Raw genomic sequence first — 23,092 nt, 5'->3', positions numbered from 1 at the left:
GGATGGCTTTGATGTGCGATTCCTGGACTGTTCAAGACCAAGATAGACGCCACTGTATAAGATGATCAATCACGAAGGCCCTGCCGTGACAGAACTGCTGTTGATTGCCGCCCCCGACCTGATGGCGGAACGCCAGAACTGGCTTGCGAGCCTGTCTGGACAAAGGCGGCTCGCCGATCACACGTTGACCGCCTATGAACGCGATACCCGTCAGTTTCTGGGATTTCTGACCGGTTATTTCGGCGGTCCTCCGTCAATCGATGATATCAAGGCGTTACGGCCTTCCGACCTGCGCGCATTTTTGTCGTCACGCCGCAAGGAAGGTGCTGGCGCTCGCTCGCTCGGTCGTCATCTTGCCGGTGTCCGGTCGCTCTTGCGCTATCTGGAGCGCAAAGGCCTAGTCAATGCCGCCGGTGCCGGTGCCATCCGCTCACCCAAGCAGCCGAAATCGCTGCCGAAGCCGCTCAGTGCCGCCCAGGCTTTGACGGTGGTGGCCGCGGAAACACAATTGAACGAGGAGCCTTGGATCGCGGCGCGGGACGCCGCGGTTTTTGCTTTGCTCTATGGCTGCGGCCTGCGCATTTCCGAGGCGCTGGACCTGACACCCGCCGATATCGTCGCCACGACGACCACGCTGCGGGTGACCGGCAAGGGCAACAAGACCCGGCTCGTGCCGCTCTTGCCCATTGTGCGGCAAGCGGTTGAATCCTATCAAAGCCTCTGCCCCTATCATCTCCCAGCCGGAGAGCCGCTGTTTCGCGGCGCGCGCGGCGGGAAATTGCAGCAAGGCATCATCCAGCGGGAAATGCAGCGCTTGCGCTCGGCACTCGGCCTGCCGGATACAGCAACGCCACATGCATTGCGCCATTCCTTTGCCACGCATCTGCTGAGCGGCGGCGGCGACCTTAGAACTATTCAAGAATTGCTCGGCCATGCCAGCCTTTCCACCACCCAGATCTATACCGGCGTGGATTCGGCACGGCTGTTGGATGTGTATGACCGGGCGCATCCCCGCGCGTGATACCAAATGTTTAATTTTGGAAAATAGGGTTCGGTAAAAGGGAACCGGCGGTGCCAGACAGACACGCCTAGATGGACCTTAGAAAGCAGGCAGGATGTTTAAAGCCAAGAATATGTCAGCGATAAACACAAGCGTTTCCCGCTGGGCTGACCCACGCTGGGCCGCCCCCCGCTGGACTGACCGTGCCTTGGCCATCGTCATGGCCTTGCCCCTGCTGTTCCTGACGTTGCTGATTGCGGCTATCGTGTCATCGAGCTTCGCCAAGGCCGAGGACCTTTCCTGCACCGGACGCGATCTCCTGCCGGATTTGCAGCAAAAGGACCCGAAAGCCTATCAAGCGCTGGAGGCCGAAGCGGCCAAGGTTCCGAATGGCCATGCGATTTTCTGGAAGATCGAAAAGCCCGGCATTGCCCCGTCCTTCCTGCTTGGCACCATGCATGTTACCGACCCGCGCGTGCTGACGATGCCGAAAGGCGCACCGGACGCCGCAGCGGCAGCCGATACCATCATCGTTGAATCCGATGAGGTCCTCGATGACAAGAAAGCCGCCCTCGCGCTTCTGGCAAAGCCGGAATTGTCGATGTTTACCGATGGCACGACGATTACCAGCCGCCTGACACCTGAGCAGACGGCAACGCTCGAAGCCGGACTGAAAGAACGTGGTCTGTCACTCACCGCCGTCAACAGGATGAAACCCTGGATTCTCGCGGCTTTCGTCGCACTTCCGGCCTGCGAAAAGGCCCGCAAAGCCGAGGGACAGTCCTTCCTCGACAAGCAGATTGCCGAAAATGCCGCCAAGGCCGGCAAGCGGGTGGTCGGACTGGAAACCTATGCCGAACAATTGGCCGCGATGAACGACCTGCCGATGGCTTTTCATTTACAATCGCTGATCGAGGCCGTCGAGCTTGGTGACAAGATCAATGACGTCAATGAAACCATGATCTCCCTTTATTTGAAGGGCGAGGTCGGGGAAATCATGCCTATGCTGAAAATAGTGTCCCCGAACGGTGAAACAGATAAGGCAGATGGCCAAGCTGATTTCGATCAGCGGATCGTGATCGACCGCAACAAAGTCATGGCACAGCGCGCTGGTCCGCTTATCAGTCAAGGCAAGGTCTTCATGGCTGTCGGCGCCTTACATCTGCCGGGCGAAAAAGGTCTGGTGGAATTGCTGCGCGCTCAGGGCTTCACCCTGACAGCCCTGCAATAAAAGAAATGAGAAAAGCCGTGGCTTAAACATCAAGCCACGGCCTCAAGATTGCAAAACGATGATAACTGCGAGTTCTCACTTCTTTTAGAGCATCGGATTTATCCGAGAACCGGTTCTTAACTTTCGGTCCGATGCTCTAAAAAAGAGCGCAGATCACATGTGAATCGGCTTGGCGAAGGTGGCCAATGCTGCTTCCTTCACGGCTTCCGACATGGTGGGATGCGCATGGCAGGTGCGACCGAGGTCTTCCGAAGAGCCGCCGAATTCCATCAGCACAGCCGCTTCATGGATCATTTCACCAGCCCCAAGGCCGATGATGTGAACGCCAAGCACCCGGTCGGTCTCCTTATCAGCGAGAACCTTGACGAAACCGTCCGTCGCCAGCATGGCGCGGGCGCGGCCATTGGCGGTGAATGGGAACTTGCCGACCTTGTAGGCGACGCCTGCGGCCTTCAGCTCTTCTTCCGTCTTGCCGACAGAGGCAACTTCCGGCTGGGTGTAAACCACGCCCGGAATGACATCGTAATTCACGTGGCCGTGCTGGCCGGAGAGGATTTCCGCAAGTGCGACACCTTCATCTTCAGCCTTATGCGCCAGCATTGGACCCTTGACCACGTCACCAATGGCGTAAATGCCCGCAACATTGGTCTGGAAGTGATTGTCGATTTCGACGCGGCCACGGTTGTCGAGGGCAACACCAACGTCTTCCAGCCCAAGGCCTGTGGTGTAAGGTTTGCGACCCGTGGCGATCAGCACAACATCAGCTTCCAACACGGTGGCTTCGCCGCCCTTGGCAGGCTCGAACGTCACCTTGGCACCGGAACCGATCTTTTCAACAGCGGTTACCTTGGCGCCGAGGTTGAATTCCATGCCCTGCTTGACCAGCATGCGCTGGAACTGCTTGGAGACTTCGCCGTCCATGCCGCCGAGAATAGTGTCGAGATATTCGACCACCGTGACCTTGGCACCCAGACGCGCCCAGACCGAGCCAAGCTCAAGGCCAATCACGCCGCCGCCAACCACGATCATCTTGCCTGGCACCTTGTCCAGCGCAATGCCGCCGGTGGAAGAGACAATGATCTTTTCGTCGATATCAACGGCAACGCCGGGAATGCCAGCCACATCCGAGCCGGTAGCGATGACGATGTTCTTGGTTTCGAGGACCTGTTCTTCGCCCTTGTCGTTGGTGACGGAAACCTTGCCGGCAGCCACGATCTTGCCCGTGCCGATGACACCATCGATCTTGTTCTTCTTGAACAGGAAGGACACGCCTTCGACATTGGCTTTCACGGTCGCATCCTTGTGCGCCATCATCTTCGGCAGGTTCAGCACCGGCGCGCTGACATCCACGCCGAGCTCAGCCATGCCATGGGCGGCATGGTGGAACATTTCGGACGCATGCAGCAGGGCTTTCGATGGAATGCAGCCGATATTGAGGCAGGTGCCGCCATAGGTGGCACGCTTCTCGACAACAGCCACCTTCATTCCAAGCTGGGCAGCCTTGATCGCGCAGACATAACCGCCGGGGCCGCTACCGATGACAACAAGATCATATGCCATTCAATCATTCCTTCACATCAAACGTTATGCCGCCCATCATTGTGGGTACCGGCAAAATCACGAACAGACAGGGCCAAGGCCCGCATGAGACAAGCGCAAAGCGCTCACATTAACTGGCCTTTTCCGTCGCAAGCTTCAAACCAAGCACAATGAAGACCGCACCGCTGATGCGGTCGATCCATTGGCTGGCGCGTGAAAAGGCCGCACGCATTTTCGGCGTCGTCATGAAAATACTGACGCCGACAAACCAGGTGATCAGGCAGGTCGCCATCACTAGGCCATACCCGAACTTAACAGCGATCGGCGTGTGAATGCTGACCACCGTGGAGAAGATCGACAGGAAGAAAAACACCGGTTTCGGATTGAGAGCATTGGCTGCAAAACCCAGAAAGAAGGACTTGGAAATCGATTGGCGTTTTTGATCGCCCGCCTCCACAGTCGGCTGCGCCGTCATATCGGATTTACCTGCCCGCAATGACTTCACACCAATGTAAAGCAGATAGGCGACACCACACCATTTGACGATATTGAACAGGTAGATCGACTGGGAAATGATCAGGCCAAGGCCGAGAATGGTGTAGGTCACATGAAACATCAGCGACGAACCAACACCGAAACTGGTGATGATCGCCTCACGCCGTCCATGTACCAGGGATTGGCGCATGACCATAGCCAGATCAGCACCAGGAGAGACGATAGCGAAGGCGAAAATAGCCATCAGGGATGCGAGTTCAAACAGATAGGGATGCATCGACTTTCCTCACTCCGCGCCATAAGCAGCCGCTTAAAACAACAGGACCAACAGCATCGCCACCAGACCTGCCATCGAGCCCACCCATACCAGAGACCGGATATAGGGAATTCCCGCCAGATAAAGCGGAATGTAGATAATCCTGCACACCAGCCAGACCCATGCACCAATCAGGCCTAACCCATGTGGATCACCAGCCAGAATGAGGCCGAATGCAAGGGCAATGAACCCGGGATAGGTCTCCCGGAAATTCGTGGAGGCCCGCGCCGCACGGCCCGCGAGCTGACCGGTCGGTTTCCTGTCATCATCTCTCGGACCGGCATTCCAGTTTGTCCCGAGTTCCTTTGTCGCCGTCATGCCTTGCAGCATGATGTGGACGATCAACAGAAGCACACTGATACCAATCAGCGGCAAAAAAGGCGAAGCGGCAAGAAAAGTCGGTTGCATGTTCATGCTCCACTTTTTGGTTCACACCATTCCCGATGGAATGCCGCATCGCATTTTGTGATCTGACATCTTCCGCCACCTATTGGCAGCGGAAGACGATCTCATTTGGTGTATTAGAGGTCGAGAACCAAACGTTCCGGATCTTCCAGGCTTTCCTTGACGCGCACGAGGAAGGTCACGGCTTCCTTGCCGTCAACAATCCGGTGGTCATAGGACAGTGCCAGATACATCATCGGGCGGATGACGATCTGCCCACCAACCACGACCGGACGATCCTGGATCTTGTGCATGCCCAAGATACCGGATTGCGGCGCATTGAGGATCGGCGAGGACATCAGCGAACCGTAGACGCCGCCATTGGTGATGGTGAACGTGCCGCCTTGCATGTCAGCCATCGAGAGCGAACCATCGCGGGCAGCCTTGGCAAGACGACCGAGATCCTTTTCGACTTCCGAAATCGACATCTGGTCGGCATCGCGGATCACAGGAACGACCAGGCCCTTGTCGGTGCCGACGGCCATGCCGACATGGCAGTAGTTCTTGTAGATGATATCGGTGCCGTCGATCTCAGCGTTGACGGCAGGCAGTTCCTTCAGGGCGTGGGTAACAGCCTTGGTGAAGAAGCCCATGAAGCCCAGCTTGACGCCATGCTTCTTCTCGAAAATGTCCTTATACTTGTTGCGCAGGCTCATCACCGCCGACATGTCCACCTCGTTATAGGTGGTCAGCATGGCAGCCGTGTTCTGCGCATCCTTCAAGCGCTTGGCGATGGTCTGGCGCAGGCGGGTCATCTTGACGCGCTCTTCGCGGGATGCATCGTCGGCAGACGAGACCGGACGCGGAGCGGAAACCGGGGCCGGAGCAGCGGCAGGCGCCGACGCACCCTTGGCGACGGCGGCGATCACATCGCCCTTCAGCACCTGGCCACGCTTGCCGGAGCCATCCACCTGATCGGCAGAGATATTATTTTCAGCCAGCATCTTGGCTGCGGCAGGCGCTGCCGGCATGGCAGAGCCTGCAGCCGGAGCGGCAGGGGCCGCCTGTGCAGGTGTAGCAGCAGGCGCCGGGGCAGCAGCAGGAGCAGGTGCAGCCGCACCAGCCGATGCGCCTTCGGCGATCTGGCCGAGCAGAGCGCCGAGACCAACCGTTTCACCGTTCTGGGCGACGATTTCGGTCAGAACGCCCGAAGCAGGACAAGGGACTTCAACCGTAACCTTGTCGGTTTCCAGTTCCACGAGCGGCTCGTCCGCCTTGACGACATCGCCGACTTTCTTGAACCAGGTGCCGACGGTGGCTTCGCTGACGGATTCACCCAGAGTGGGGACGCGGATTTCAGTGGCCATGATGATAAATTCCGTTGATCGATATGGATTTCGAGCGAAAGGGTGGACCCGGCAGCATCAGCCGCCGAGTGCGTCCTCCAGGAAGGCTTGCAACTGGGCGAGATGCTTGGACATCAGGCCTGTTGCCGGAGAGGCGGCAGCCGGACGGCCGGTATAGCGCACGCGCTGATACTTGGCGTCGATATGAGCCAGCACCCATTCCAGGTAAGGATCGATGAAGGACCAGGCCCCCATGTTCTTCGGCTCTTCCTGGCACCAGACCATTTCCGCATTACGGAAGCGGCTGAGCTCGTTGATCAGCGCCTTGGCCGGGAACGGATAGAGCTGTTCGATACGCAGCAGGTAGACATCGTCGATGCCACGCTTTTCGCGCTCTTCCAGCAGGTCATAATAAACCTTGCCGCTACACATCACCACGCGGCGGATCTTGGCATCCTTCTGGAGCTTGATCGGACCGTCCTTGATGATCTCGGCATCATCCCACAGCAAGCGGTGGAATGAGCTTTCGCCAGCCATTTCCGCCAGCGTCGACTGGGCCCGCTTGTGACGCAACAACGACTTAGGCGTCATCAGGATCAGCGGCTTACGGAAGTCGCGTTTCACCTGACGGCGCAGGATATGGTAATAATTGCTCGGCGTCGTGACGTTGGCCACCTGCATATTGTCTTCGGCGCACATTTGCAGCCAGCGCTCCAGACGAGCCGAAGAGTGTTCCGGTCCCTGACCTTCATAGCCATGCGGCAGAAGGCAGACGAGACCGGACATGCGCAACCACTTGCGTTCACCCGACGAGATGAACTGGTCAAACACCACCTGAGCGCCATTGGCGAAGTCACCGAACTGGGCTTCCCACAGGGTCAGCGCATTCGGGCGCGCCAGCGAATAGCCGTATTCAAAACCAAGCACAGCCTCTTCCGACAGCATTGAATTGATGACTTCGTAGCGGGCCTGGTTCGGCGCCAGATTGGCCAGCGGAATATAGCGATCTTCGCTTTCCTGATCATAAAGCACCGAATGACGCTGGCTGAATGTGCCGCGCTCGCAATCCTGGCCAGACAGGCGAATCTTGTGGCCTTCGACAACCAGCGAACCAAAAGCCAGGGCCTCGGCCATCGCCCAATCGATGCCCTCGCCGGTCTCGATCATCTGCGCACGGTTTTCCATGAAGCGCTGGATGGTGCGATGCGCCTTGAACCCATCAGGGATGGTTGACAGCTTGCGACCGATCTCCTTCAGGGACTTCATCGGCATTGCTGTCTTGCCGCGACGCTGCTCATCGGCATTGTCGGCGGCGCGAAGACCGGACCAGACGCCATCCAGCCAGTCAGCCTTGTTGGGCTTGTAGGACTGGCCGGCCTCGAATTCCTGCTCAAGATTGGCGCGCCAATCGGCCTTCATCTTTTCAAGATCGCCTTCGGTGATCACGCCTTCAGCAATCAAGCGATCGCCGTAGACCTGAACAACGGTCTTATGGGCGCGGATTTCCTTGTACATCTTTGGCTGAGTGAACGAAGGCTCATCACCTTCATTATGGCCAAAGCGACGGTAGCAGAACATATCCACAACCACAGGCTTGTGGAACTTCATGCGGAATTCAGTGGCCACCTTGGCGGCATAAACCACAGCTTCCGGATCATCACCATTCACATGGAAGATCGGCGCCTCGATCATCTTGGCCACATCCGATGGATATGGCGACGAGCGAGAGAAGCCCGGATTGGTGGTAAAGCCGATCTGGTTGTTGATGATCACATGCATGGTGCCCGCCACGCGATGACCGCGCAGACCAGACAGACCGAGAATTTCAGCCACAACGCCCTGACCCGCAAAGGCCGCGTCACCATGCAGCAGCAGCGGCAGAACCTTGGCGCGCTCCTTCAGCGGAATCACGTCGCCTTCCCAGACTTTGGCCAGCTGATCCTGCTTGGCACGGGCCTTACCCATCACCACGGGGTTAACGATTTCCAGATGTGACGGGTTGGCCGTCAGCGACAAGTGAACCTTGTTGCCATCGAATTCGCGGTCAGACGAGGCACCAAGATGGTACTTCACGTCGCCGGAGCCTTCAACTTCATCAGGCTTGAACGAACCACCCTTGAACTCGTGGAACACGGCGCGATGCGGCTTATGCATCACATTGGTCAGCACGTTCAGACGGCCGCGATGCGCCATGCCGAGCACGACCTCTTCAAGACCCTCCTGACCACCGCGCTTGATGATCTGCTCCAGCGCCGGGATCAGCGATTCGCCGCCATCCAGACCAAAGCGCTTGGTGCCCTTGTACTTCACATCGATGAACTGCTCAAAGCCTTCAGCCTCAACCAGCTTTTGCAGAATGGCCTTCTTGCCCTCGACGGTGAAATCGACGCCTTTATCGGGGCCTTCGATCCGCTCCTGAATCCAGGATTTTTCTTCCGGATTGGAGATGTGCATGAATTCGAAACCGAGCGTCGAGCAATAGGTGCGCTCAAGAATTTCGATCATCTCACGCACGGTGGCATATTCCAGCCCCAGAACGTTATCGATGAAGATTTTGCGATCAAAATCGGCTTCGGTAAAGCCGTAAGACAATGGTGACAGCTCGTTGTAATCTTCAACCGCCGTAGCAATGCCCAGCGGGTCGAGCTTGGCGTGCAAATGACCGCGCATGCGATAAGCGCGAATCATCATGATGGCGCGGACGCTATCACGGGTCGCCTGCAACACATCGGTTTCAGAAACCGGTTTACCCGTGGTTGCGGCTGCGGCTTCTGCCTTACCCTTGACCTTGGTTTCAATGGCCTTCTCGACCAGTCCCCAATTGCCATCGAGCGCCGAAACCAGATCGGTGCGAGGCGTCAGCGGCCAATTGCTCCGCTGCCAGGAGGCTCCCTTGGCCGCCTTTTTCACGTCGCTTGGATTATCGCCCAGCGCCTTGAAGAAGGATTGCCACTCAGGCGATACCGAATTCGGATCGTCTTCGTAACGCGCATAAAGCTGCTCGATATAGATCGCATTCGATCCGTCCAGGAACGAGGTGATCTGAAACTGCTCGTTGGCTTCTTGCCTTGCCATGGTTTTTTGCGGGCCTCGTGCCCGCCTCCCGACTTGAGGTCATCACCGAACTATTCGACCGAATATTCGGTTTGTCGAATATCTGCCAGTCAAGGCTTGCGCTCGGCTGGACTTGAAATGCCTGCACGGGCAGACGCCATAAAGACGTCTGCCCGCTCATCTCTATGTGGTCTCAGCCCTTGAGAACTTCAACCAGCGTCTTGCCAAGGCGGGCTGGCGAGGGCGAAACCCGGATGCCCGCCGATTCCATGGCTTCGATCTTGTCTTCCGCGCCGCCCTTGCCGCCGGAGATCACGGCGCCTGCGTGACCCATGGTGCGACCAGGAGGAGCCGTACGACCGGCGATGAAGCCAACCATCGGCTTCTTGCGGCCCTTCTTGGCTTCGTCCTTGAGGAACTGTGCGGCTTCTTCTTCAGCCGAACCACCGATTTCACCGATCATGATGATCGACTTGGTGGCTTCGTCAGCGAGGTACATTTCCAGAATGTCGATGAACTCGGTGCCCTTGACCGGGTCGCCGCCGATGCCGACAGCCGAGGTCTGGCCGAGGCCTTCATTCGATGTCTGGAACACTGCCTCATAGGTCAAAGTGCCGGAACGCGACAACACGCCAACCGAACCCTTGCGGAAGATCGAGCCCGGCATAATGCCGATCTTGCATTCTTCCGGCGTCATCACGCCTGGGCAGTTCGGGCCAATCAGACGCGACTTGGACTTGTCGAGGCGAGCCTTGACCTTAACCATGTCGGCGACCGGAATGCCTTCCGTGATGCAGACGATCAGCGGAATTTCAGCTTCGATGGCTTCGATGATCGCAGCAGCAGCACCGGCTGGCGGCACGTAGATCACCGATGCATTGGCGCCGGTGACGTCCTTGCCTTCGGCAACGGAAGCGAAGATCGGCAGGGTTTCGCCCTTGGAGCCGGTCCAGTTGCTACCGCCCTTGGCCGGATGAATACCGCCGACCATTTTGGTGCCGTAATAGGCAAGCGCCTGCTCGGTATGGAAAGTGCCGGTCTTGCCGGTCAGGCCCTGTACGAGAACCTTGGTGTCTTTATTGATCAGAATCGACATTACTCGGCTTCCTCTTCCTCGAATTCGAGGGGTTCAAATGCCTCAAAGGCGTCATTGGAAAAGCGATAGCCCATGCCCTTGGCCGGCTTCTGCGTCAGCTGCTTCTCAAGGCTCTTGGACCATTGGGTAAAGAACCAATCGAACTGGCCGTCGCCCTTGGCAATGGCAAGCTCGCCCTTCCAGACAAAGAGGCTCGCGTCCTTGGACTTGTCGGCGAAATAGGCGAGCGCATCGTCATTGTCGTTGAAATGCACCCACCGTTCGGCGACATCGCCATCGGTTGGAAGCTCGCTGTCGAAGCAGACGAAGTAGCACAGATTGATATCTGTCTCATTCGGGCCAAAAGGCTGGCGCTTCACGGTCTTGGATGTATCGGCCATCAGATCACGCTGCCTTCACGGCTGCGACGATCTTCTGCGCAGCATCGTCCAGATCATCCGCCGAAATGACGTTGAGACCGGATTCGTTGATGATTTTCTTGCCCAGCTCGACATTGGTGCCTTCGAGGCGAACGACGAGTGGAACGGTGAGGCCAACGTCCTTGACGGCAGCCAGAACGCCTTCGGCAATCACGTCACACTTCATGATGCCGCCGAAGATGTTGACCAAAATGCCCTTCACAGCCGGATCAGCCGTGATGATCTTGAACGCTGCCGTTACCTTTTCCTTGGTCGCACCGCCACCAACGTCGAGGAAGTTTGCCGGCTCAGCACCGTAGAGTTTGATGATGTCCATGGTTGCCATGGCAAGACCTGCGCCATTGACCATGCAGCCGATATTGCCGTCGAGGGCAACATAGGCCAGATCATACTTGGAGGCTTCGATTTCCTTGGCGTCTTCTTCCGTCTTGTCGCGCAGAGCCACAACGTCTTCGTGACGGAACAGAGCGTTGCCGTCGAAAGACATCTTGGCATCGAGAACGCGCATACGGCCGTTCTTCATGACGATCAGCGGGTTCACTTCCAGAAGCGCCATGTCCTTTTCGACAAAGGCCTTGTAGAGGATCGGGAACAGCTTCTCAGCGTCAGCCTTTGCTTCGCCTTCGAGCTTCAGAGCCGCTGTCAGCGCAGACAGATTGTCAGCGGTGACGCCAGTTTCCGGGTCGATCGCAACGCTGATGATCTTTTCAGGTGTGTCGTGGGCAACGGTTTCGATGTCCATGCCGCCTTCGGTGGACACCACGAAAGCAACCTGACCGACAGCGCGGTCGACGAGCAGCGACAGATAAAGCTCGCGCTCGATATCAGCACCGTCTTCAATATACAGGCGGTTAACCTGCTTACCAGCAGGGCCGGTCTGGTTGGTCACCAGCGTGTTGCCGAGCATTTCAGCAACATGCGACTTCACTTCATCGATCGAGAAAGCCAGGCGAACGCCGCCCTTGGCTTCCGGGCCAAGTTCCTTAAACTTGCCCTTGCCGCGACCACCAGCGTGGATCTGGCTCTTGACGACATAAAGCGGGCCAGGAAGCTGCTTTGCGGCCGCCTCGGCTTCATCGGCGGAAAAGATTGCCACACCTTCGGCAACCGGTGCGCCAAAGCTCTTCAGCAGAGCCTTGGCCTGATATTCATGAATATTCATCGTCTGGTCCTGTGTTCGGAGCAATTCCAGAACCAGCGGTCATGCCGCCCGGCTTAGAACTGCGTTAAAACCATGCGCGGCTGCGCCATCATCCGCAGATGAAGGCGCAGCCGCCAAAGGCGATTACTTAAGAGCCGGAGCGATATTGATGCAGGCTTCGCAGAGACCGGCGACAGCGCCGACCGACTTCTGGAAGGCGGCTTCCTCGTCCTTGTTCAGTTCGATCTCGATGACGCGTTCGACGCCGCCAGCACCGATCACCGTGGGTACGCCAACATACATGTCCTTGACGCCATACTGACCGGTCAGGTGTGCAGCGCAAGGCAGAACGCGCTTCTTGTCCTTGAGGTAGGATTCAGCCATTTCGATCGCCGAAGCGGCTGGCGCATAGAAGGCCGAACCGGTCTTCAACAGGCCGACGATTTCGGCGCCGCCATCACGGGTGCGCTGAATGATCTCTTCCAGGCGTTCAGCGGTGACCCAGCCCATCTTGACCAGATCGGTCAGCGGGATACCGCCAACCGTGGAGTAACGAGCCAGCGGCACCATCGTGTCGCCATGGCCGCCAAGCACGAAAGCCGTGACATCCTGAACCGAAACGTTGAATTCCTCAGCCAGGAACAGGCGGAAACGCGAGCTGTCGAGAACGCCGGCCATGCCGACAACCTTGTTGGCCGGAAGGCCGGAGAACTTCTGCAACGCCCAGACCATGGCATCGAGCGGATTGGTGATGCAGATCACGAAGGCGTTGGGGGCATATTTCTTGATGCCAGCGCCAACCTGTTCCATGACCTTGAGGTTGATGCCGAGCAGGTCGTCGCGGCTCATGCCGGGCTTGCGCGGCACACCAGCGGTGACGATGCAGACATCCGCACCTTCGATGGCGGCGTAGTCGCTCGAACCGGTCAGCTTGGCATTGAAGCCTTCAACGGGCGACGACTGCGCAATGTCGAGACCCTTACCCTGCGGTACGCCATCGGCAATATCGAACAGGACGATGTCGCCCAGTTCCTTCAAGCCAGCCAGATGGGCCAGCGTACCACCGATCATTCCAGAACCAATAAGTGCGATCTTGTTGCGCGCCATTGAAGTGCTTCCTTTTAGATCCAAAACCAAGTCGGCCCTCCAATAGAGTGACCGGCCTTTGGGCCATTCGCATAGCGCGACCTGGAAAAAAGCGCAACCGATATTTATGAGAGCATATTTTTCAATCGTTTAGACTATAAAATTCTTACGTAAAGGTAAGATATTAAGTCATCAATTCTTCACATTTCCGCAATGCGGCCCGTATGTGCCTCGAGATATTCACGGCTACGCATCTCAAACAGCCGCGACGCCGTCCGGTCGAATTCGAACCCTTCGGTTCCTTTTCTCGCTGTCAGCAGGGCCTCGGGCTCGGCGGCAGCGCTGGCATGCACCCGGACATGATGGTCGTAAAGCGCGTCGATCAGGATGATGAAGCGCTTCGTCTGATTGCGTTTTTCAGGTCCAAGATAAGGAATATGGTCGATGAAAATAGTGTGAAAGCGGTCGGCAAGCGCCAGGTAATCGGAGGCACCCAGCGGCTGCTCGCAAAGCTCGGCAAACGTGAAGCGCGCCATTTTTCCAACGGCTCGCCTCACCGGCAAAAGCCTGCCTTTCATCTCGATATCCAGCGGCTTTTCAAGACGGCCTGCGGTCATCATTTTCCAGGCGCGGTCCATTTCCCGATCCGCTACAGCATCTGCCGGAGAAAGATAGATCGGAAGCTGATCGGCCTTTTCCAGCCGGTAATCGGTCGGCGAATCGAGCGAGAGGATCTCGACATATTGTTTGAGCAAGCCGATGAACGGCACAAACAGACCCCGGTTCAACCCATCCGGATAGAGATTGTCCGGCTCGACATTGGATGTGGCCACCAGAATGCAGCCACGGGCGAAAAGTTCGGTAAACAACCGCGACAGGATCATCGCATCAGCGATATCGGTAACGGTGAATTCATCGAAGCACAAAAGCCCGGCTTCAGCAGCCAGTTGCTCCGCCACCGGCGGCACGGGATCGGCCTGTTTTGTCTCGCCATTTTTGAGTTTCTGCCGATGGATGTGAATGCGATTATGCACATCGGCCATGAATTCGTGAAAATGCGCGCGCCGCTTCTTTTCCACGGGCGCCATGCGAAAGAACAGGTCCATCAGCATGGTTTTACCACGCCCGACGCTGCCATGCACATAAAGCCCCATGATCTTGGTTTGGGGCGCGCGATGCCGTGCAAAGATCCAGCCAAGCGCCGAGGACTTCTTCGCTGGCTTGCGTTCTTTCAACTGGACAAGGATGCGATCGAGCCGGGCGGCGACCGCCATCTGGGCGGGATCGGCCATCAGCTCCCCCGAGAGGGTCCGCGCCTTCAGATCCTCGCTGACGCTGAGGGCATAATCGGGCACAGGCTGCATGTCGAACTCCGCGGAGGATATAGGCCTGCCCCTTCGCATCAAAGGGCAGGCATCAGAATGAAGGGCGGTTCAATACACCCTTACCGGCTGAGGCTGACAGGCTGGCCAGCGCTTGTGGAACCGTTGAAGCGATTATCCGCCGTCTTGTAGAGAGTACCGATCACATTGCCGTCGCGATCCTTCAGCATCAACTGCTTATTGGCGACATCCCAGGCGCCCATCGTTGTCAGCGGACCAACGCAACCGCGCGTACCGCCGCGCGATCCACCACCCAGATTGGTGAGGGTCAGGAACATGTCGCAGCTGGACTGGCCATTGGCCACACGCCAATTGCCGACCATCTGTTCCTTGGTGAAATCGAGGGAGCTACCCGGTGGCGGCGCATTGGGCGTCAAGGCAGCGCTCTGGTTAGAGGTGGGCGCTACTGGAAACTGGCTTGCACCCGGAGGCGGCAATTGCCCCGATTGAACCTGAGGCACCGGTTGCGCCTGCAAAGGCGGCAGTGACGAGGAACCGTAATCGCTTGACGTACGCTGACACCCGGCAAGAGAAAGCACGACCATCAAACCCGTCGCCGCAAATTTCAGTTTCATCCTAACACTCCCGGTTGCTTCATCATCGTCAGCTTTCGCCTTTCAGCGGCAGCTATCATGCACCAAACGCCCGGAAACTAGCGCCAAAGCTGGTTTGAAATCAAGGCAGAAGCCTCTTCAACGGCAAGCAAATAGCGGGTTTGCGTCCAGAAGATCGATATTTTCATTACAAAACCGCGTGAGATGCAGCCAATAGCACCGCCAGAGACTGTCGCAACCGCGACAGCAGCCCGCCCACGCCACTCACATGATGAGACATTGAAGATGGATCATCCTGTTTCTTTTGCAAATATCTCAAGCAAGCAATGCATTTGAGATATTTGCAATGCCTTCAAGGCGAGGATGCCTGAGCATCTTCGCCTTGGGCTTGACCGCGTCGGGCAACCTGCGTCAAACGCGGCGCTCGACCATCATTTTCTTGATTTCAGCAATCGCCTTGGCCGGATTGAGGCCCTTTGGACAGACTTGCGCGCAATTCATGATCGTATGGCAACGATAGAGCCGGAAAGGATCTTCAAGATTGTCCAGACGTTCGCCCTTGGCTTCGTCACGGCTGTCGATCAGCCAGCGATAGGCTTGCAGCAGCACGGCAGGGCCGAGATAGCGATCACCATTCCACCAATAGCTTGGGCAGGAGGTCGAGCAGCAGGCGCAGAGAATGCACTCATAAAGACCATCCAGCTTCTGCCGGTCGTCATGGCTCTGCTTCCATTCCTTAACCGGCGTCGGAGACACCGTCTTCAGCCAGGGCTCGATGGAGCGGTGCTGGGCATAGAAGTTGGTCAGGTCGGGAACCAGATCCTTTACGACAGGCATATGCGGCAGCGGATAGACCTTCACGGTCCCCTTCACCTCGTCGGTGCCCTTGGTGCAGGCCAGCGTGTTGGTGCCATCGATATTCATCGCGCAGGAACCGCAAATGCCCTCGCGACAGGAGCGGCGGAACGTCAGCGTCGGGTCGATCTTGTTCTTGATATAGAGAAGACCGTCGAGAACCATCGGGCCGCAATCATCCATATCGACATAATAGGTGTCGAGGCTTGGATTTTTGTCGTCATCGGGGCTCCAGCGATAGATCTGGTATTCCCGCAGGTTCTTTGCACCTGAAGGCTTTGGCCAGACCTTGCCCGGCTTGATCTGAGAATTCTTGGGAAGCGTCAGTTCAACCATGTCGATATCCTCACATCAATAAACGCGGGCCTTGGGCTCGATCTTCTTGGGATCGATCCCATCAGCCAGAAGCTCGGTATGTACAGGACGGTAGTCCAGCTTCACATCGCCTGCCTCATTGACCCAGGCCAGTGTGTGCTTGCGCCAGTTGACGTCGTCGCGGCCACCGAACGGGCCATCGACAAAGTCCTCGCGGGCGTGAGAACCACGGCTTTCCTTGCGGGCTTCGGCGCCATAGACCGTTGTGATGGCATTGGCCATCAGATTGTGCAGTTCCAGCGTTTCCACCAGATCAGAATTCCAGACCAGCGACCGGTCGGTCACCTTGATGTCGGGCATTTCCTTCCAGATTTCCGAGATCCGGCGGCAACCGCTTTCCAGCGCTTCCTGGGTGCGGAACACGGCAGCATCTTCCTGCATGGCGCGCTGCATCTTGTCACGCAGCACGGCAGTCGGCGTCGAGCCGCTGGAATGACGGATGGCGTCGAACCGCTCCATGATCTTGTCGCAGGCGGCGATGTTCAATGCTGGGATCGGCGAGACCCGATCGATCACTTCGGCAGCGCGGATGGCCGCGGCACGGCCAAACACCACGAGGTCGATCAGCGAATTGGAACCAAGACGATTGGCGCCATGCACTGAAGCGCAACCGGCTTCACCGACAGCCATCAGGCCGGGTGCGATCCGCTCGGGGTTTTCAGCATCGGCATTCAGCACTTCGCCCCAATAATTGGTCGGAATGCCACCCATATTGTAGTGAACGGTTGGCAGAACCGGGATCGGCTCGCGGGTCACATCGACGCCGGCAAAAATCTTGGCGCTCTCGGAAATGCCCGGCAGGCGCTCATGCAGTACGGCTGGATCGAGATGGTCGAGATGCAGGTAGATATGATCCTTATTCTTGCCGACGCCCCGGCCCTCGCGGATTTCCAGGGTCATGCAGCGCGAGACAACGTCACGCGAGGCAAGATCCTTGGCCGATGGGGCATAGCGTTCCATGAAACGCTCACCCTCGGAATTGACCAGATAGCCGCCTTCGCCGCGCGCGCCTTCGGTGATCAGACAGCCGGCACCGTAAATACCGGTTGGGTGGAACTGAACGAATTCCATGTCCTGAAGCGGCAGACCGGCGCGGGCAATCATGCCGCCGCCATCCCCGGTGCAGGTATGGGCAGACGTTGCCGAGAAGTAGGCGCGGCCATAACCGCCGGTCGCCAGCACCACCATCTTGGCGGAGAAGCGATGGATCGTGCCGTCATCGAGGTTCCAGGCCACGACGCCGGTGCAACGGCCATCCTCGGCCATGATCAGGTCGAGGGCGAAATATTCGATGAAGAATTCAGCGTTGTGCTTCAGGGATTGACCATAAAGCGTATGCAGAATGGCGTGGCCGGTCCGGTCGGCGGCAGCACAGGTGCGCTGTACCGGCGGACCTTCGCCGTAATTCTGCATATGACCACCGAAGGGGCGCTGATAGATCTTACCTTCTTCATTACGCGAGAAGGGCACGCCGTAATGTTCCAGCTCATAGACCGCCTTTGGCGCTTCCATGGCCAGATATTGCATGGCGTCCACGTCGCCCAACCAGTCCGAGCCCTTGACGGTATCGTAAAGATGCCACTGCCAGCAATCCGGCGTCATGTTGTTGAGCGAAGCGGCAATGCCGCCTTGGGCTGCAACCGTGTGGGAGCGGGTCGGGAAAACCTTGGTGATACAGGCGGTCTTGAAACCCTGCTCGGCCATGCCGAGCGTGGCGCGCAGGCCAGCACCACCGGCGCCGACAACGACCACGTCATAAGCGTGATCGACATAGGTATATGTGCGGCCATTGATGGTTGGGCCGGACTTGGAAGAAGAACTTGTCGCTGCCATGATGAATTATCCTACAAACGCGATCTTGAGGATGGCGAAAAGACAGAGCGCACCCGTGATGACCACGAAAAATGTGTTGAGCATCATCAGCCCCATTTTCATAACTTCGTTATGAATATAGTCGGCGATGATTTCCTGCATACCGATCTTCATGTGGATCAGGCCGGAAAGCACGACCAGTCCCATGATAACCGCCACGAGAGGGTTCGACAAAGCGGACACGACATCGGCATAGGGTGCGCCGGCATGGGTCAGCATGAAAATGATGAAGAACAGCATGAGCGGCACGTTGGCGATGGCCGTCAGGCGCTGGCGCCAGAAATGTTCCGTGCCGTCCTTTGCGGAGCCGAGACCGCGAACTTTACCGAGCGGTGTACGCATATCCATGATTAAAATCCCTCAGCGGATGATGAACGCGACGACCCAGACCAGAACGGTCAGGACGACGGATGCAACGGCTGTCGCCTTGGCGAGCTTGGTGTTGAAGTGTTTCTCCAGACCATAGCCCAGGTCCCATGCAAAATGGCGCATGCCACCCAGCATGTGGTGGATCAGCGCCCAGCTGAAGCCGAACAGAATGATCTTGCCGATGAACGTCCCCATGAACCAGGAGACCCAATCGTAATAATCCGCTCCCGTCGAGGCGGCGATCAGCCACCAGGCAACCAGCGCGGTCCCAAAATACAAGGCTCCGCCGGTAATGCGATGCACGATGGACATCAACATTGTCGGAACAAGCTTGTAGATTTGCAGATGCGGCGACAAAGGCCGTTGTTTTGTCACGTTCGCCATCTCGTCCTCACGGCGTTCAAGTGCATTCCACCTTTGGAATGGAAGGGATATAGGGCGCTCCTTGATGGAGTGCAGTGCGTCAAATTGGACCTTTAATCCTCCGATTGATGCAGGACAAGGCGGATTTGAAACTGGCTTTCAATTTAATCGATTGGCAAGTCTCTGATCATGCGCCTCTCCAACCAAAGACGTACGGCGCGACAATAAACAGCAGTTCTTAAGAAAATCGACCAGATAGCTGGAATGACTTGATTTTCCCATGGTTCGAATTAATCTCTTATTAACCACGTTTTGATGGGGACCGGAGAAAAAACCTTGCCTGCCACTGGTAAAATCACCCGTATCAAAGCAGCCGCCCTGGCCCTGGCCTGCGGATGTTTGCTGGCCCAGGCCGCCTATGCGGGCGGCACAAATGATGGTTCCGCTTACCATGGCCAGCAGAGAAGGTCGCATACCGGTTCAGCGGCGGGATCGATCATCGGGATCGGCACCCCCGGCGGCACTTATACTCTTGGTGTTTCTGCCTGGCGCTACGATAGGAGTGGCCAAAACTCCGCCCCTCTGGCTCCAAAGGCCAAGATCATCGACGTCAAAGCGCAGCTGGAAGCCTCGCCCTGCACTTATGAAGCAGGTGTTTGCATCATACGCCCCTGACCGATGCGGACCCGATCAGCAAAATTTCCAGACGGTGGTTTTCTTCACCTCGCTGTCTTCGAGCATCCGCGTGACCGGAACCTGGTAGGTCGCCAAGGCCTGCATTCGATCAGCCGGGCAATAGCTTCGCCCGGGATCGCCGACCAGGATATCGATTCCCTGCCCGCAAAGCGTTGAAAACCAGGCTACCAATCGATCCGCAAAGCTCTTGTCGTAAAAAACGTCGCCAGCCAGGAGCAGGTCGGCGTCCAGTGTCTGGCCGATCAGATCCTCGCCGCAAAAGCCGAGATCCACCCCGTTTTCCGCTGCATTGAGGGCAATTGCCGCCTGTACGAAGGGATCGATATCCACGCACAGCACCGAAACAGCACCAGCCTTGGCGGCAGCAATGGCAACCAGACCGGAACCGCTGGCGAAATCCACCACACGCTTGCCCGCCACAAGCTGCGGATTATCGAGGATATGACGCGCCAAGCCCTGACCACCGGCCCAGGCAAAGGCCCAGAACGGCGGCGGCAAGCCGATTTCCGCCAGATCTTCCTCGGTTTTCAGCCAGAGATCATGCACTTCGGTTGCCAGATGCAACCGGATTTCCGGCACATGCGGCGGTGCGACAAGATCGGTATTGTCAAGGATGAATCGCTGAGGATCGATCTTCACAGGTGAAACGCTCACACCGGCGGATTTTCAAGCCCGCCCATCCGGCAGATCTCGAAATATTCCTCCTCGGTCACCGGCTGTACCGAAAGCCGCATCGAGGTCACCAGCGCCATCTGTGCGAGGTTCGGATTTGCCTTGACGTCTTTCAGGGTCACCGGTTTTGGCATATCGCGCACAGCGCGAATGTCGACGCAGTCCCAACGGGCATCGCCTTCAGCGGTCGAATCGGGATGCGAAAGCGCGCAAACTTCGGTAATGCCGACCACTTCCAAACCCTCGTTGGAGTGGTAGAACAGGCCCTTATCGCCGATCTGCATCGCCCGCATATTGTTGCGGGCCTGATAATTGCGCACCCCGGTCCATTCAGTACCCGCCTCGCCCGCATCCTTCTGCATGGCCCAGGACCACTTGAAAGGCTCGGATTTGTAAAGCCAGAAAGCCATGCGTCTCACGCCTCGGGATTGTTGAAGACCCAGTTATAGGGTTTGATGTCGACGCTTTCGAACAGGCCCGCCTTGGCATAGGGGTCTTGCGCCGCGATTTCCTTGGCCGCAGTAAGATTGTCGGCCTTGATCAGCAGCATCGAACCGCAGGGCTTGCCATCGCCATCCAGGAAAGGCCCCCCGATTTTCAACACCCCGTCGGCATTCAAACCGTTCAGCCACTCCACATGCGGCGGGCGGGTCGCCATTCGAAGGTCAAGATGGTTGGGCTTATCGGCGCAGATCACGGCAAACAGCATGGCTCGTCTCCTCAAAAATTATTCCGTGGTAATGGGGCGGGTCATCAGCGCATCAACCGCCCGGTCGATATCCAGCACACCATCGATGATGGCGGCAATGGCCTGGGTAATCGGCATGGCGATGCCGTGGTGTTCGGCAAGGCGGGCCGCGACGGCAGCGGCAAAGGCACCCTCGACCAAACCGCTGCTGCCAGGCTGGCTTTGCTCACCCTTGGCAAGCGCAATACCATAGCGCAGGTTGCGGGATTGATGGCTGGTGGCCGTCAGGACCAGATCGCCAAGGCCCGACAGGCCGCGCACCGTATCCGCCTTGCCGCCCATGGCAACGACCAGCCGTGACATTTCCGCAAGGCCACGCGAAATCAACGCCGCACGGGCTGATTCGCCCAATCCCCGGCCCTCGACAATGCCGCAAGCAATCGCCAGCACATTCTTCAACGCTCCGCCCAGTTGCACGCCAATCCGGTCATCGGCGGCATAAAGCCGGAATGTCCGGGTGGACAGCGTGCGGGCGAGTTCCTCCGCCATCTCAAGATTGTCAGCCGCCAGCGCCATCGCGGTCGGCAGGCCACGGGCGATGTCCATGGCAAAGCCTGGTCCTGACAGAACCGCGACGGGATGATGCGGCAATTTTTCTTCCAAAAGCTCGGTCAGCAGCCGGGAGCTTGCCCGGTCGATGCCCTTGGCACAGGTGACCACCATGGCCTCGGCGGAAAGATAGGGACCATAGGTCGATGCGGCATCTGCCTGCGCCTGCGAGGGCATGGCAAACAGCACAATATCGGCATCGGCTAGCGCATCCGGCTCAAAGGCGAATTCCAGCCCGAAAGGCAAGGCAACCCCCGGCAGAGCTGCGTCATGCATGCCATCGGCCCTGAGATCGGCCATCAAAGAAGGATCGCGGCCCAGCAAAGTGACATTGGACCGCCCTTCCAGCGCCATGACAGCCGCCAGCGCCGTGCCAAAGGCGCCGGCACCGATCACCGCAATGTGATGATGTCCACTCATGCTTTAGCGCCCCGTTTACCCGACCCAAGCAGCGTCGCCGCATTGGCGTCCAGCGGCCAGCGCGCGCGCGGCGAGACCGAAAGATCATCCGCCGGAAAACCATGGGCCAGCCGTTCCAGCCCGGCCCAGGCGATCATTGCCGCATTGTCGGTGCAGAGATGGTGCGGAGGGGCGATGAAGCGAAACCCGTGTCGTTCACATAAAGTCTGCAAGGCACCACGCAGCGCCTGATTGGCGGCCACACCACCAGCCACCACCAAAGCGGGCTTGGTCTCAAGGCCCGGATATTCCGTATTGAACCGCTCCAGCCCCCGGCCGATCCGATCGTCCATGGTGCGGGCGATGGCGCGCTGGAAAGAGGCGCAGATATCGGCGATATCGGACTGGCTGACCGGCGCTGCCGCCTGTGCCGCCTGCCGCACCGAGGTCTTCAGCCCGGAAAAGGAAAAATCCAGCCGCGCCTCACCCACCAGCGGTCGTGGAAAATTGAAGCGTTTTTCATTGCCATGAAGGGCGGCGCGCTCCACCGCCGGGCCACCCGGATAGGGCAGGCCAAGCAGCTTGGCGGTCTTGTCAAACGCCTCACCAAGCGCATCGTCGATGGTCGTGCCCCAGCGCTGGTAATCACCAACACCGCGCACCAGAACCAACTGGGTATGGCCACCGGAAACCAGCAGCATCAGGTAGGGAAAGGCGACATTATCCGTCAGCCGCGCCGTCAGCGCATGGCCTTCCAGATGGTTGATGGCGAAAAGCGGCTTTCCCGTCGCCCGGGCAATCGCCTTGCCGGTCATCAACCCGACGATCAGCCCGCCGATCAGGCCGGGACCGGCGGTGGCGGCGACCGCATCGATATCGCCCAGCCGCATATCAGCCTTGGCTAGCGCCTCTTCCACCAGCGTATCGAGTGCCTCGACATGGGCGCGGGCGGCGATTTCCGGCACGACGCCGCCATAAACGCTGTGCTCGTCCAATTGGCTCAAGACCACATCAGATACGATTTCGCCGCGTCCGTCGTCATGGCGCAGAACGATAGCGGCTGCGGTTTCATCGCAGCTGGTTTCGATGCCGAGAATCTTCAAAGGACCTGTCATGGGGGCTGAGTTGCGTCGATTTGATTGATTGCGAGG

23 protein-coding genes are annotated in these 23,092 nt (G+C 57.9%); 3 read left to right on the top strand and 20 right to left on the bottom strand.

The annotated features are described in order from the left end of the window. Positions 1–85: 85 nt before the first annotated feature. Together IEI95_RS27675 and IEI95_RS27670 are read left to right on the top strand one after the other, a co-directional pair. On the top strand, positions 86–1,021 hold the full coding sequence (locus tag IEI95_RS27675; RefSeq protein WP_071205398.1) for a tyrosine recombinase XerC: 936 nt from the start codon (positions 86–88) through the stop codon (positions 1,019–1,021). Positions 1,022–1,220: 199 nt separating this feature from the next. Next, entirely contained in the window at positions 1,221–2,231 is a 1,011-nt protein-coding gene (locus tag IEI95_RS27670; RefSeq protein ID WP_234890913.1) for a TraB/GumN family protein, read from the top strand. A 153-nt stretch (positions 2,232–2,384) separates the two neighbouring features. Here IEI95_RS27670 and lpdA read toward each other — a convergent pair whose 3' ends face one another. From lpdA to sdhC, 15 genes are all read right to left on the bottom strand, one after another. Then, a complete protein-coding gene (gene lpdA, locus IEI95_RS27665; protein ID WP_194417248.1) occupies positions 2,385–3,791 on the bottom strand; it encodes a dihydrolipoyl dehydrogenase in 1,407 nt (468 codons plus the stop codon). 109 nt (positions 3,792–3,900) lie between these two features. Next, entirely contained in the window at positions 3,901–4,542 is a 642-nt protein-coding gene (locus IEI95_RS27660; protein ID WP_015917391.1) for a LysE family translocator, read from the bottom strand. 33 nt (positions 4,543–4,575) lie between these two features. Next, positions 4,576–4,989 carry an MAPEG family protein gene (locus IEI95_RS27655; protein ID WP_156531797.1) on the bottom strand — a complete coding sequence of 138 codons (414 nt, stop codon included), beginning with the start codon at positions 4,987–4,989 and terminating at the stop codon, positions 4,576–4,578. Between the two features lie 113 nt (positions 4,990–5,102). Next, positions 5,103–6,332 (bottom strand): 2-oxoglutarate dehydrogenase complex dihydrolipoyllysine-residue succinyltransferase, encoded by a 1,230-nt coding sequence (gene odhB, locus IEI95_RS27650; protein ID WP_156531796.1) that lies wholly within the window; start codon positions 6,330–6,332, stop codon positions 5,103–5,105. A 57-nt stretch (positions 6,333–6,389) separates the two neighbouring features. Further along, positions 6,390–9,386, bottom strand: coding sequence for a 2-oxoglutarate dehydrogenase E1 component (locus IEI95_RS27645; RefSeq protein WP_015917394.1), 2,997 nt, complete (start codon positions 9,384–9,386; stop codon positions 6,390–6,392). Positions 9,387–9,558: 172 nt separating this feature from the next. Further along, complete coding sequence (gene sucD / locus IEI95_RS27640; protein WP_015917395.1) at positions 9,559–10,461, bottom strand: succinate--CoA ligase subunit alpha; 903 nt, start codon at positions 10,459–10,461, stop codon at positions 9,559–9,561. Further along, the gene (locus IEI95_RS27635; protein WP_015917396.1) at positions 10,461–10,841 is read right to left on the bottom strand and encodes a hypothetical protein; all 381 of its coding nucleotides are present in this window, start codon (positions 10,839–10,841) and stop codon (positions 10,461–10,463) included. Before IEI95_RS27635 ends, sucD begins: the two co-directional genes overlap by 1 nt. 4 nt (positions 10,842–10,845) lie before the next feature. Continuing rightward, on the bottom strand, positions 10,846–12,042 hold the full coding sequence (gene sucC / locus IEI95_RS27630; protein ID WP_156531795.1) for an ADP-forming succinate--CoA ligase subunit beta: 1,197 nt from the start codon (positions 12,040–12,042) through the stop codon (positions 10,846–10,848). 123 nt (positions 12,043–12,165) lie between these two features. Continuing rightward, positions 12,166–13,128, bottom strand: coding sequence for a malate dehydrogenase (mdh, locus tag IEI95_RS27625; protein ID WP_015917398.1), 963 nt, complete (start codon positions 13,126–13,128; stop codon positions 12,166–12,168). A gap of 179 nt (positions 13,129–13,307) precedes the next feature. Further along, complete coding sequence (gene zapE / locus IEI95_RS27620) at positions 13,308–14,471, bottom strand: cell division protein ZapE (RefSeq protein ID WP_156531794.1); 1,164 nt, start codon at positions 14,469–14,471, stop codon at positions 13,308–13,310. Positions 14,472–14,551: 80 nt separating this feature from the next. Next, entirely contained in the window at positions 14,552–15,064 is a 513-nt protein-coding gene (locus tag IEI95_RS27615) for a protease inhibitor Inh/omp19 family protein (protein ID WP_015917400.1), read from the bottom strand. A gap of 390 nt (positions 15,065–15,454) precedes the next feature. Continuing rightward, a complete protein-coding gene (gene sdhB / locus IEI95_RS27610; RefSeq protein WP_015917401.1) occupies positions 15,455–16,234 on the bottom strand; it encodes a succinate dehydrogenase iron-sulfur subunit in 780 nt (259 codons plus the stop codon). A 15-nt stretch (positions 16,235–16,249) separates the two neighbouring features. Further along, on the bottom strand, positions 16,250–18,106 hold the full coding sequence (gene sdhA, locus IEI95_RS27605) for a succinate dehydrogenase flavoprotein subunit (protein WP_071206120.1): 1,857 nt from the start codon (positions 18,104–18,106) through the stop codon (positions 16,250–16,252). Positions 18,107–18,112: 6 nt separating this feature from the next. Then, positions 18,113–18,493 carry a succinate dehydrogenase, hydrophobic membrane anchor protein gene (gene sdhD, locus IEI95_RS27600; protein ID WP_015917403.1) on the bottom strand — a complete coding sequence of 127 codons (381 nt, stop codon included), beginning with the start codon at positions 18,491–18,493 and terminating at the stop codon, positions 18,113–18,115. A 12-nt stretch (positions 18,494–18,505) separates the two neighbouring features. After that, positions 18,506–18,898 carry a succinate dehydrogenase, cytochrome b556 subunit gene (gene sdhC / locus IEI95_RS27595; protein WP_015917404.1) on the bottom strand — a complete coding sequence of 131 codons (393 nt, stop codon included), beginning with the start codon at positions 18,896–18,898 and terminating at the stop codon, positions 18,506–18,508. Positions 18,899–19,213: 315 nt separating this feature from the next. On the opposite strand from sdhC, the gene IEI95_RS27590 reads away from it, so the two are divergent. Then, positions 19,214–19,552 carry a hypothetical protein gene (locus IEI95_RS27590; protein WP_156538292.1) on the top strand — a complete coding sequence of 113 codons (339 nt, stop codon included), beginning with the start codon at positions 19,214–19,216 and terminating at the stop codon, positions 19,550–19,552. Between the two features lie 15 nt (positions 19,553–19,567). On the opposite strand, the gene IEI95_RS27585 is transcribed toward IEI95_RS27590, so the two are convergent. The 5 genes from IEI95_RS27585 to tsaD are packed head-to-tail and all read right to left on the bottom strand — an operon-like array spanning position 19,568 to position 23,056. Next, a complete protein-coding gene (locus IEI95_RS27585) occupies positions 19,568–20,212 on the bottom strand; it encodes a class I SAM-dependent methyltransferase (protein ID WP_194417380.1) in 645 nt (214 codons plus the stop codon). 11 nt (positions 20,213–20,223) lie between these two features. Further along, positions 20,224–20,655: an EVE domain-containing protein gene (locus IEI95_RS27580; RefSeq protein WP_156538293.1), complete on the bottom strand. Its 432-nt coding sequence runs from the start codon at positions 20,653–20,655 to the stop codon at positions 20,224–20,226. Between the two features lie 5 nt (positions 20,656–20,660). Beyond that, positions 20,661–20,954: a YciI-like protein gene (locus IEI95_RS27575; protein ID WP_156531792.1), complete on the bottom strand. Its 294-nt coding sequence runs from the start codon at positions 20,952–20,954 to the stop codon at positions 20,661–20,663. Between the two features lie 18 nt (positions 20,955–20,972). Then, the gene (locus tag IEI95_RS27570; RefSeq protein ID WP_156538294.1) at positions 20,973–21,962 is read right to left on the bottom strand and encodes an NAD(P)H-dependent glycerol-3-phosphate dehydrogenase; all 990 of its coding nucleotides are present in this window, start codon (positions 21,960–21,962) and stop codon (positions 20,973–20,975) included. After that, positions 21,959–23,056, bottom strand: coding sequence for a tRNA (adenosine(37)-N6)-threonylcarbamoyltransferase complex transferase subunit TsaD (tsaD, locus tag IEI95_RS27565; protein ID WP_156538295.1), 1,098 nt, complete (start codon positions 23,054–23,056; stop codon positions 21,959–21,961). The genes IEI95_RS27570 and tsaD overlap by 4 nt, the downstream gene beginning before the upstream one ends. Positions 23,057–23,092 lie beyond the last annotated feature (36 nt).

This window comes from Agrobacterium vitis (genome assembly GCF_014926405.1).
Lineage (GTDB): Bacteria > Pseudomonadota > Alphaproteobacteria > Rhizobiales > Rhizobiaceae > Allorhizobium > Allorhizobium vitis_H.
This window is presented reverse-complemented; position numbering and strand designations above follow the sequence as displayed.

Coding starts and splice junctions, on each gene's coding strand:
- IEI95_RS27655 (WP_156531797.1), bottom strand. CDS start 4,989: ATGCAACCGACTTTTCTTGCCGCTTCGCCTTTTTTGCCGCTGATTGGT.
- IEI95_RS27660 (WP_015917391.1), bottom strand. CDS start 4,542: ATGCATCCCTATCTGTTTGAACTCGCATCCCTGATGGCTATTTTCGCC.
- IEI95_RS27575 (WP_156531792.1), bottom strand. CDS start 20,954: ATGCTGTTTGCCGTGATCTGCGCCGATAAGCCCAACCATCTTGACCTT.
- zapE (WP_156531794.1), bottom strand. CDS start 14,471: ATGCAGCCTGTGCCCGATTATGCCCTCAGCGTCAGCGAGGATCTGAAG.
- lpdA (WP_194417248.1), bottom strand. CDS start 3,791: ATGGCATATGATCTTGTTGTCATCGGTAGCGGCCCCGGCGGTTATGTC.
- IEI95_RS27570 (WP_156538294.1), bottom strand. CDS start 21,962: ATGAGTGGACATCATCACATTGCGGTGATCGGTGCCGGCGCCTTTGGC.
- tsaD (WP_156538295.1), bottom strand. CDS start 23,056: ATGACAGGTCCTTTGAAGATTCTCGGCATCGAAACCAGCTGCGATGAA.
- mdh (WP_015917398.1), bottom strand. CDS start 13,128: ATGGCGCGCAACAAGATCGCACTTATTGGTTCTGGAATGATCGGTGGT.
- IEI95_RS27615 (WP_015917400.1), bottom strand. CDS start 15,064: ATGAAACTGAAATTTGCGGCGACGGGTTTGATGGTCGTGCTTTCTCTT.
- sdhD (WP_015917403.1), bottom strand. CDS start 18,493: ATGGATATGCGTACACCGCTCGGTAAAGTTCGCGGTCTCGGCTCCGCA.
- sucD (WP_015917395.1), bottom strand. CDS start 10,461: ATGTCGATTCTGATCAATAAAGACACCAAGGTTCTCGTACAGGGCCTG.
- IEI95_RS27670 (WP_234890913.1), top strand. CDS start 1,221: ATGGCCTTGCCCCTGCTGTTCCTGACGTTGCTGATTGCGGCTATCGTG.
- IEI95_RS27580 (WP_156538293.1), bottom strand. CDS start 20,655: ATGGCTTTCTGGCTTTACAAATCCGAGCCTTTCAAGTGGTCCTGGGCC.
- sucC (WP_156531795.1), bottom strand. CDS start 12,042: ATGAATATTCATGAATATCAGGCCAAGGCTCTGCTGAAGAGCTTTGGC.
- sdhA (WP_071206120.1), bottom strand. CDS start 18,106: ATGGCAGCGACAAGTTCTTCTTCCAAGTCCGGCCCAACCATCAATGGC.
- sdhC (WP_015917404.1), bottom strand. CDS start 18,898: ATGGCGAACGTGACAAAACAACGGCCTTTGTCGCCGCATCTGCAAATC.
- IEI95_RS27635 (WP_015917396.1), bottom strand. CDS start 10,841: ATGGCCGATACATCCAAGACCGTGAAGCGCCAGCCTTTTGGCCCGAAT.
- sdhB (WP_015917401.1), bottom strand. CDS start 16,234: ATGGTTGAACTGACGCTTCCCAAGAATTCTCAGATCAAGCCGGGCAAG.
- IEI95_RS27645 (WP_015917394.1), bottom strand. CDS start 9,386: ATGGCAAGGCAAGAAGCCAACGAGCAGTTTCAGATCACCTCGTTCCTG.
- odhB (WP_156531796.1), bottom strand. CDS start 6,332: ATGGCCACTGAAATCCGCGTCCCCACTCTGGGTGAATCCGTCAGCGAA.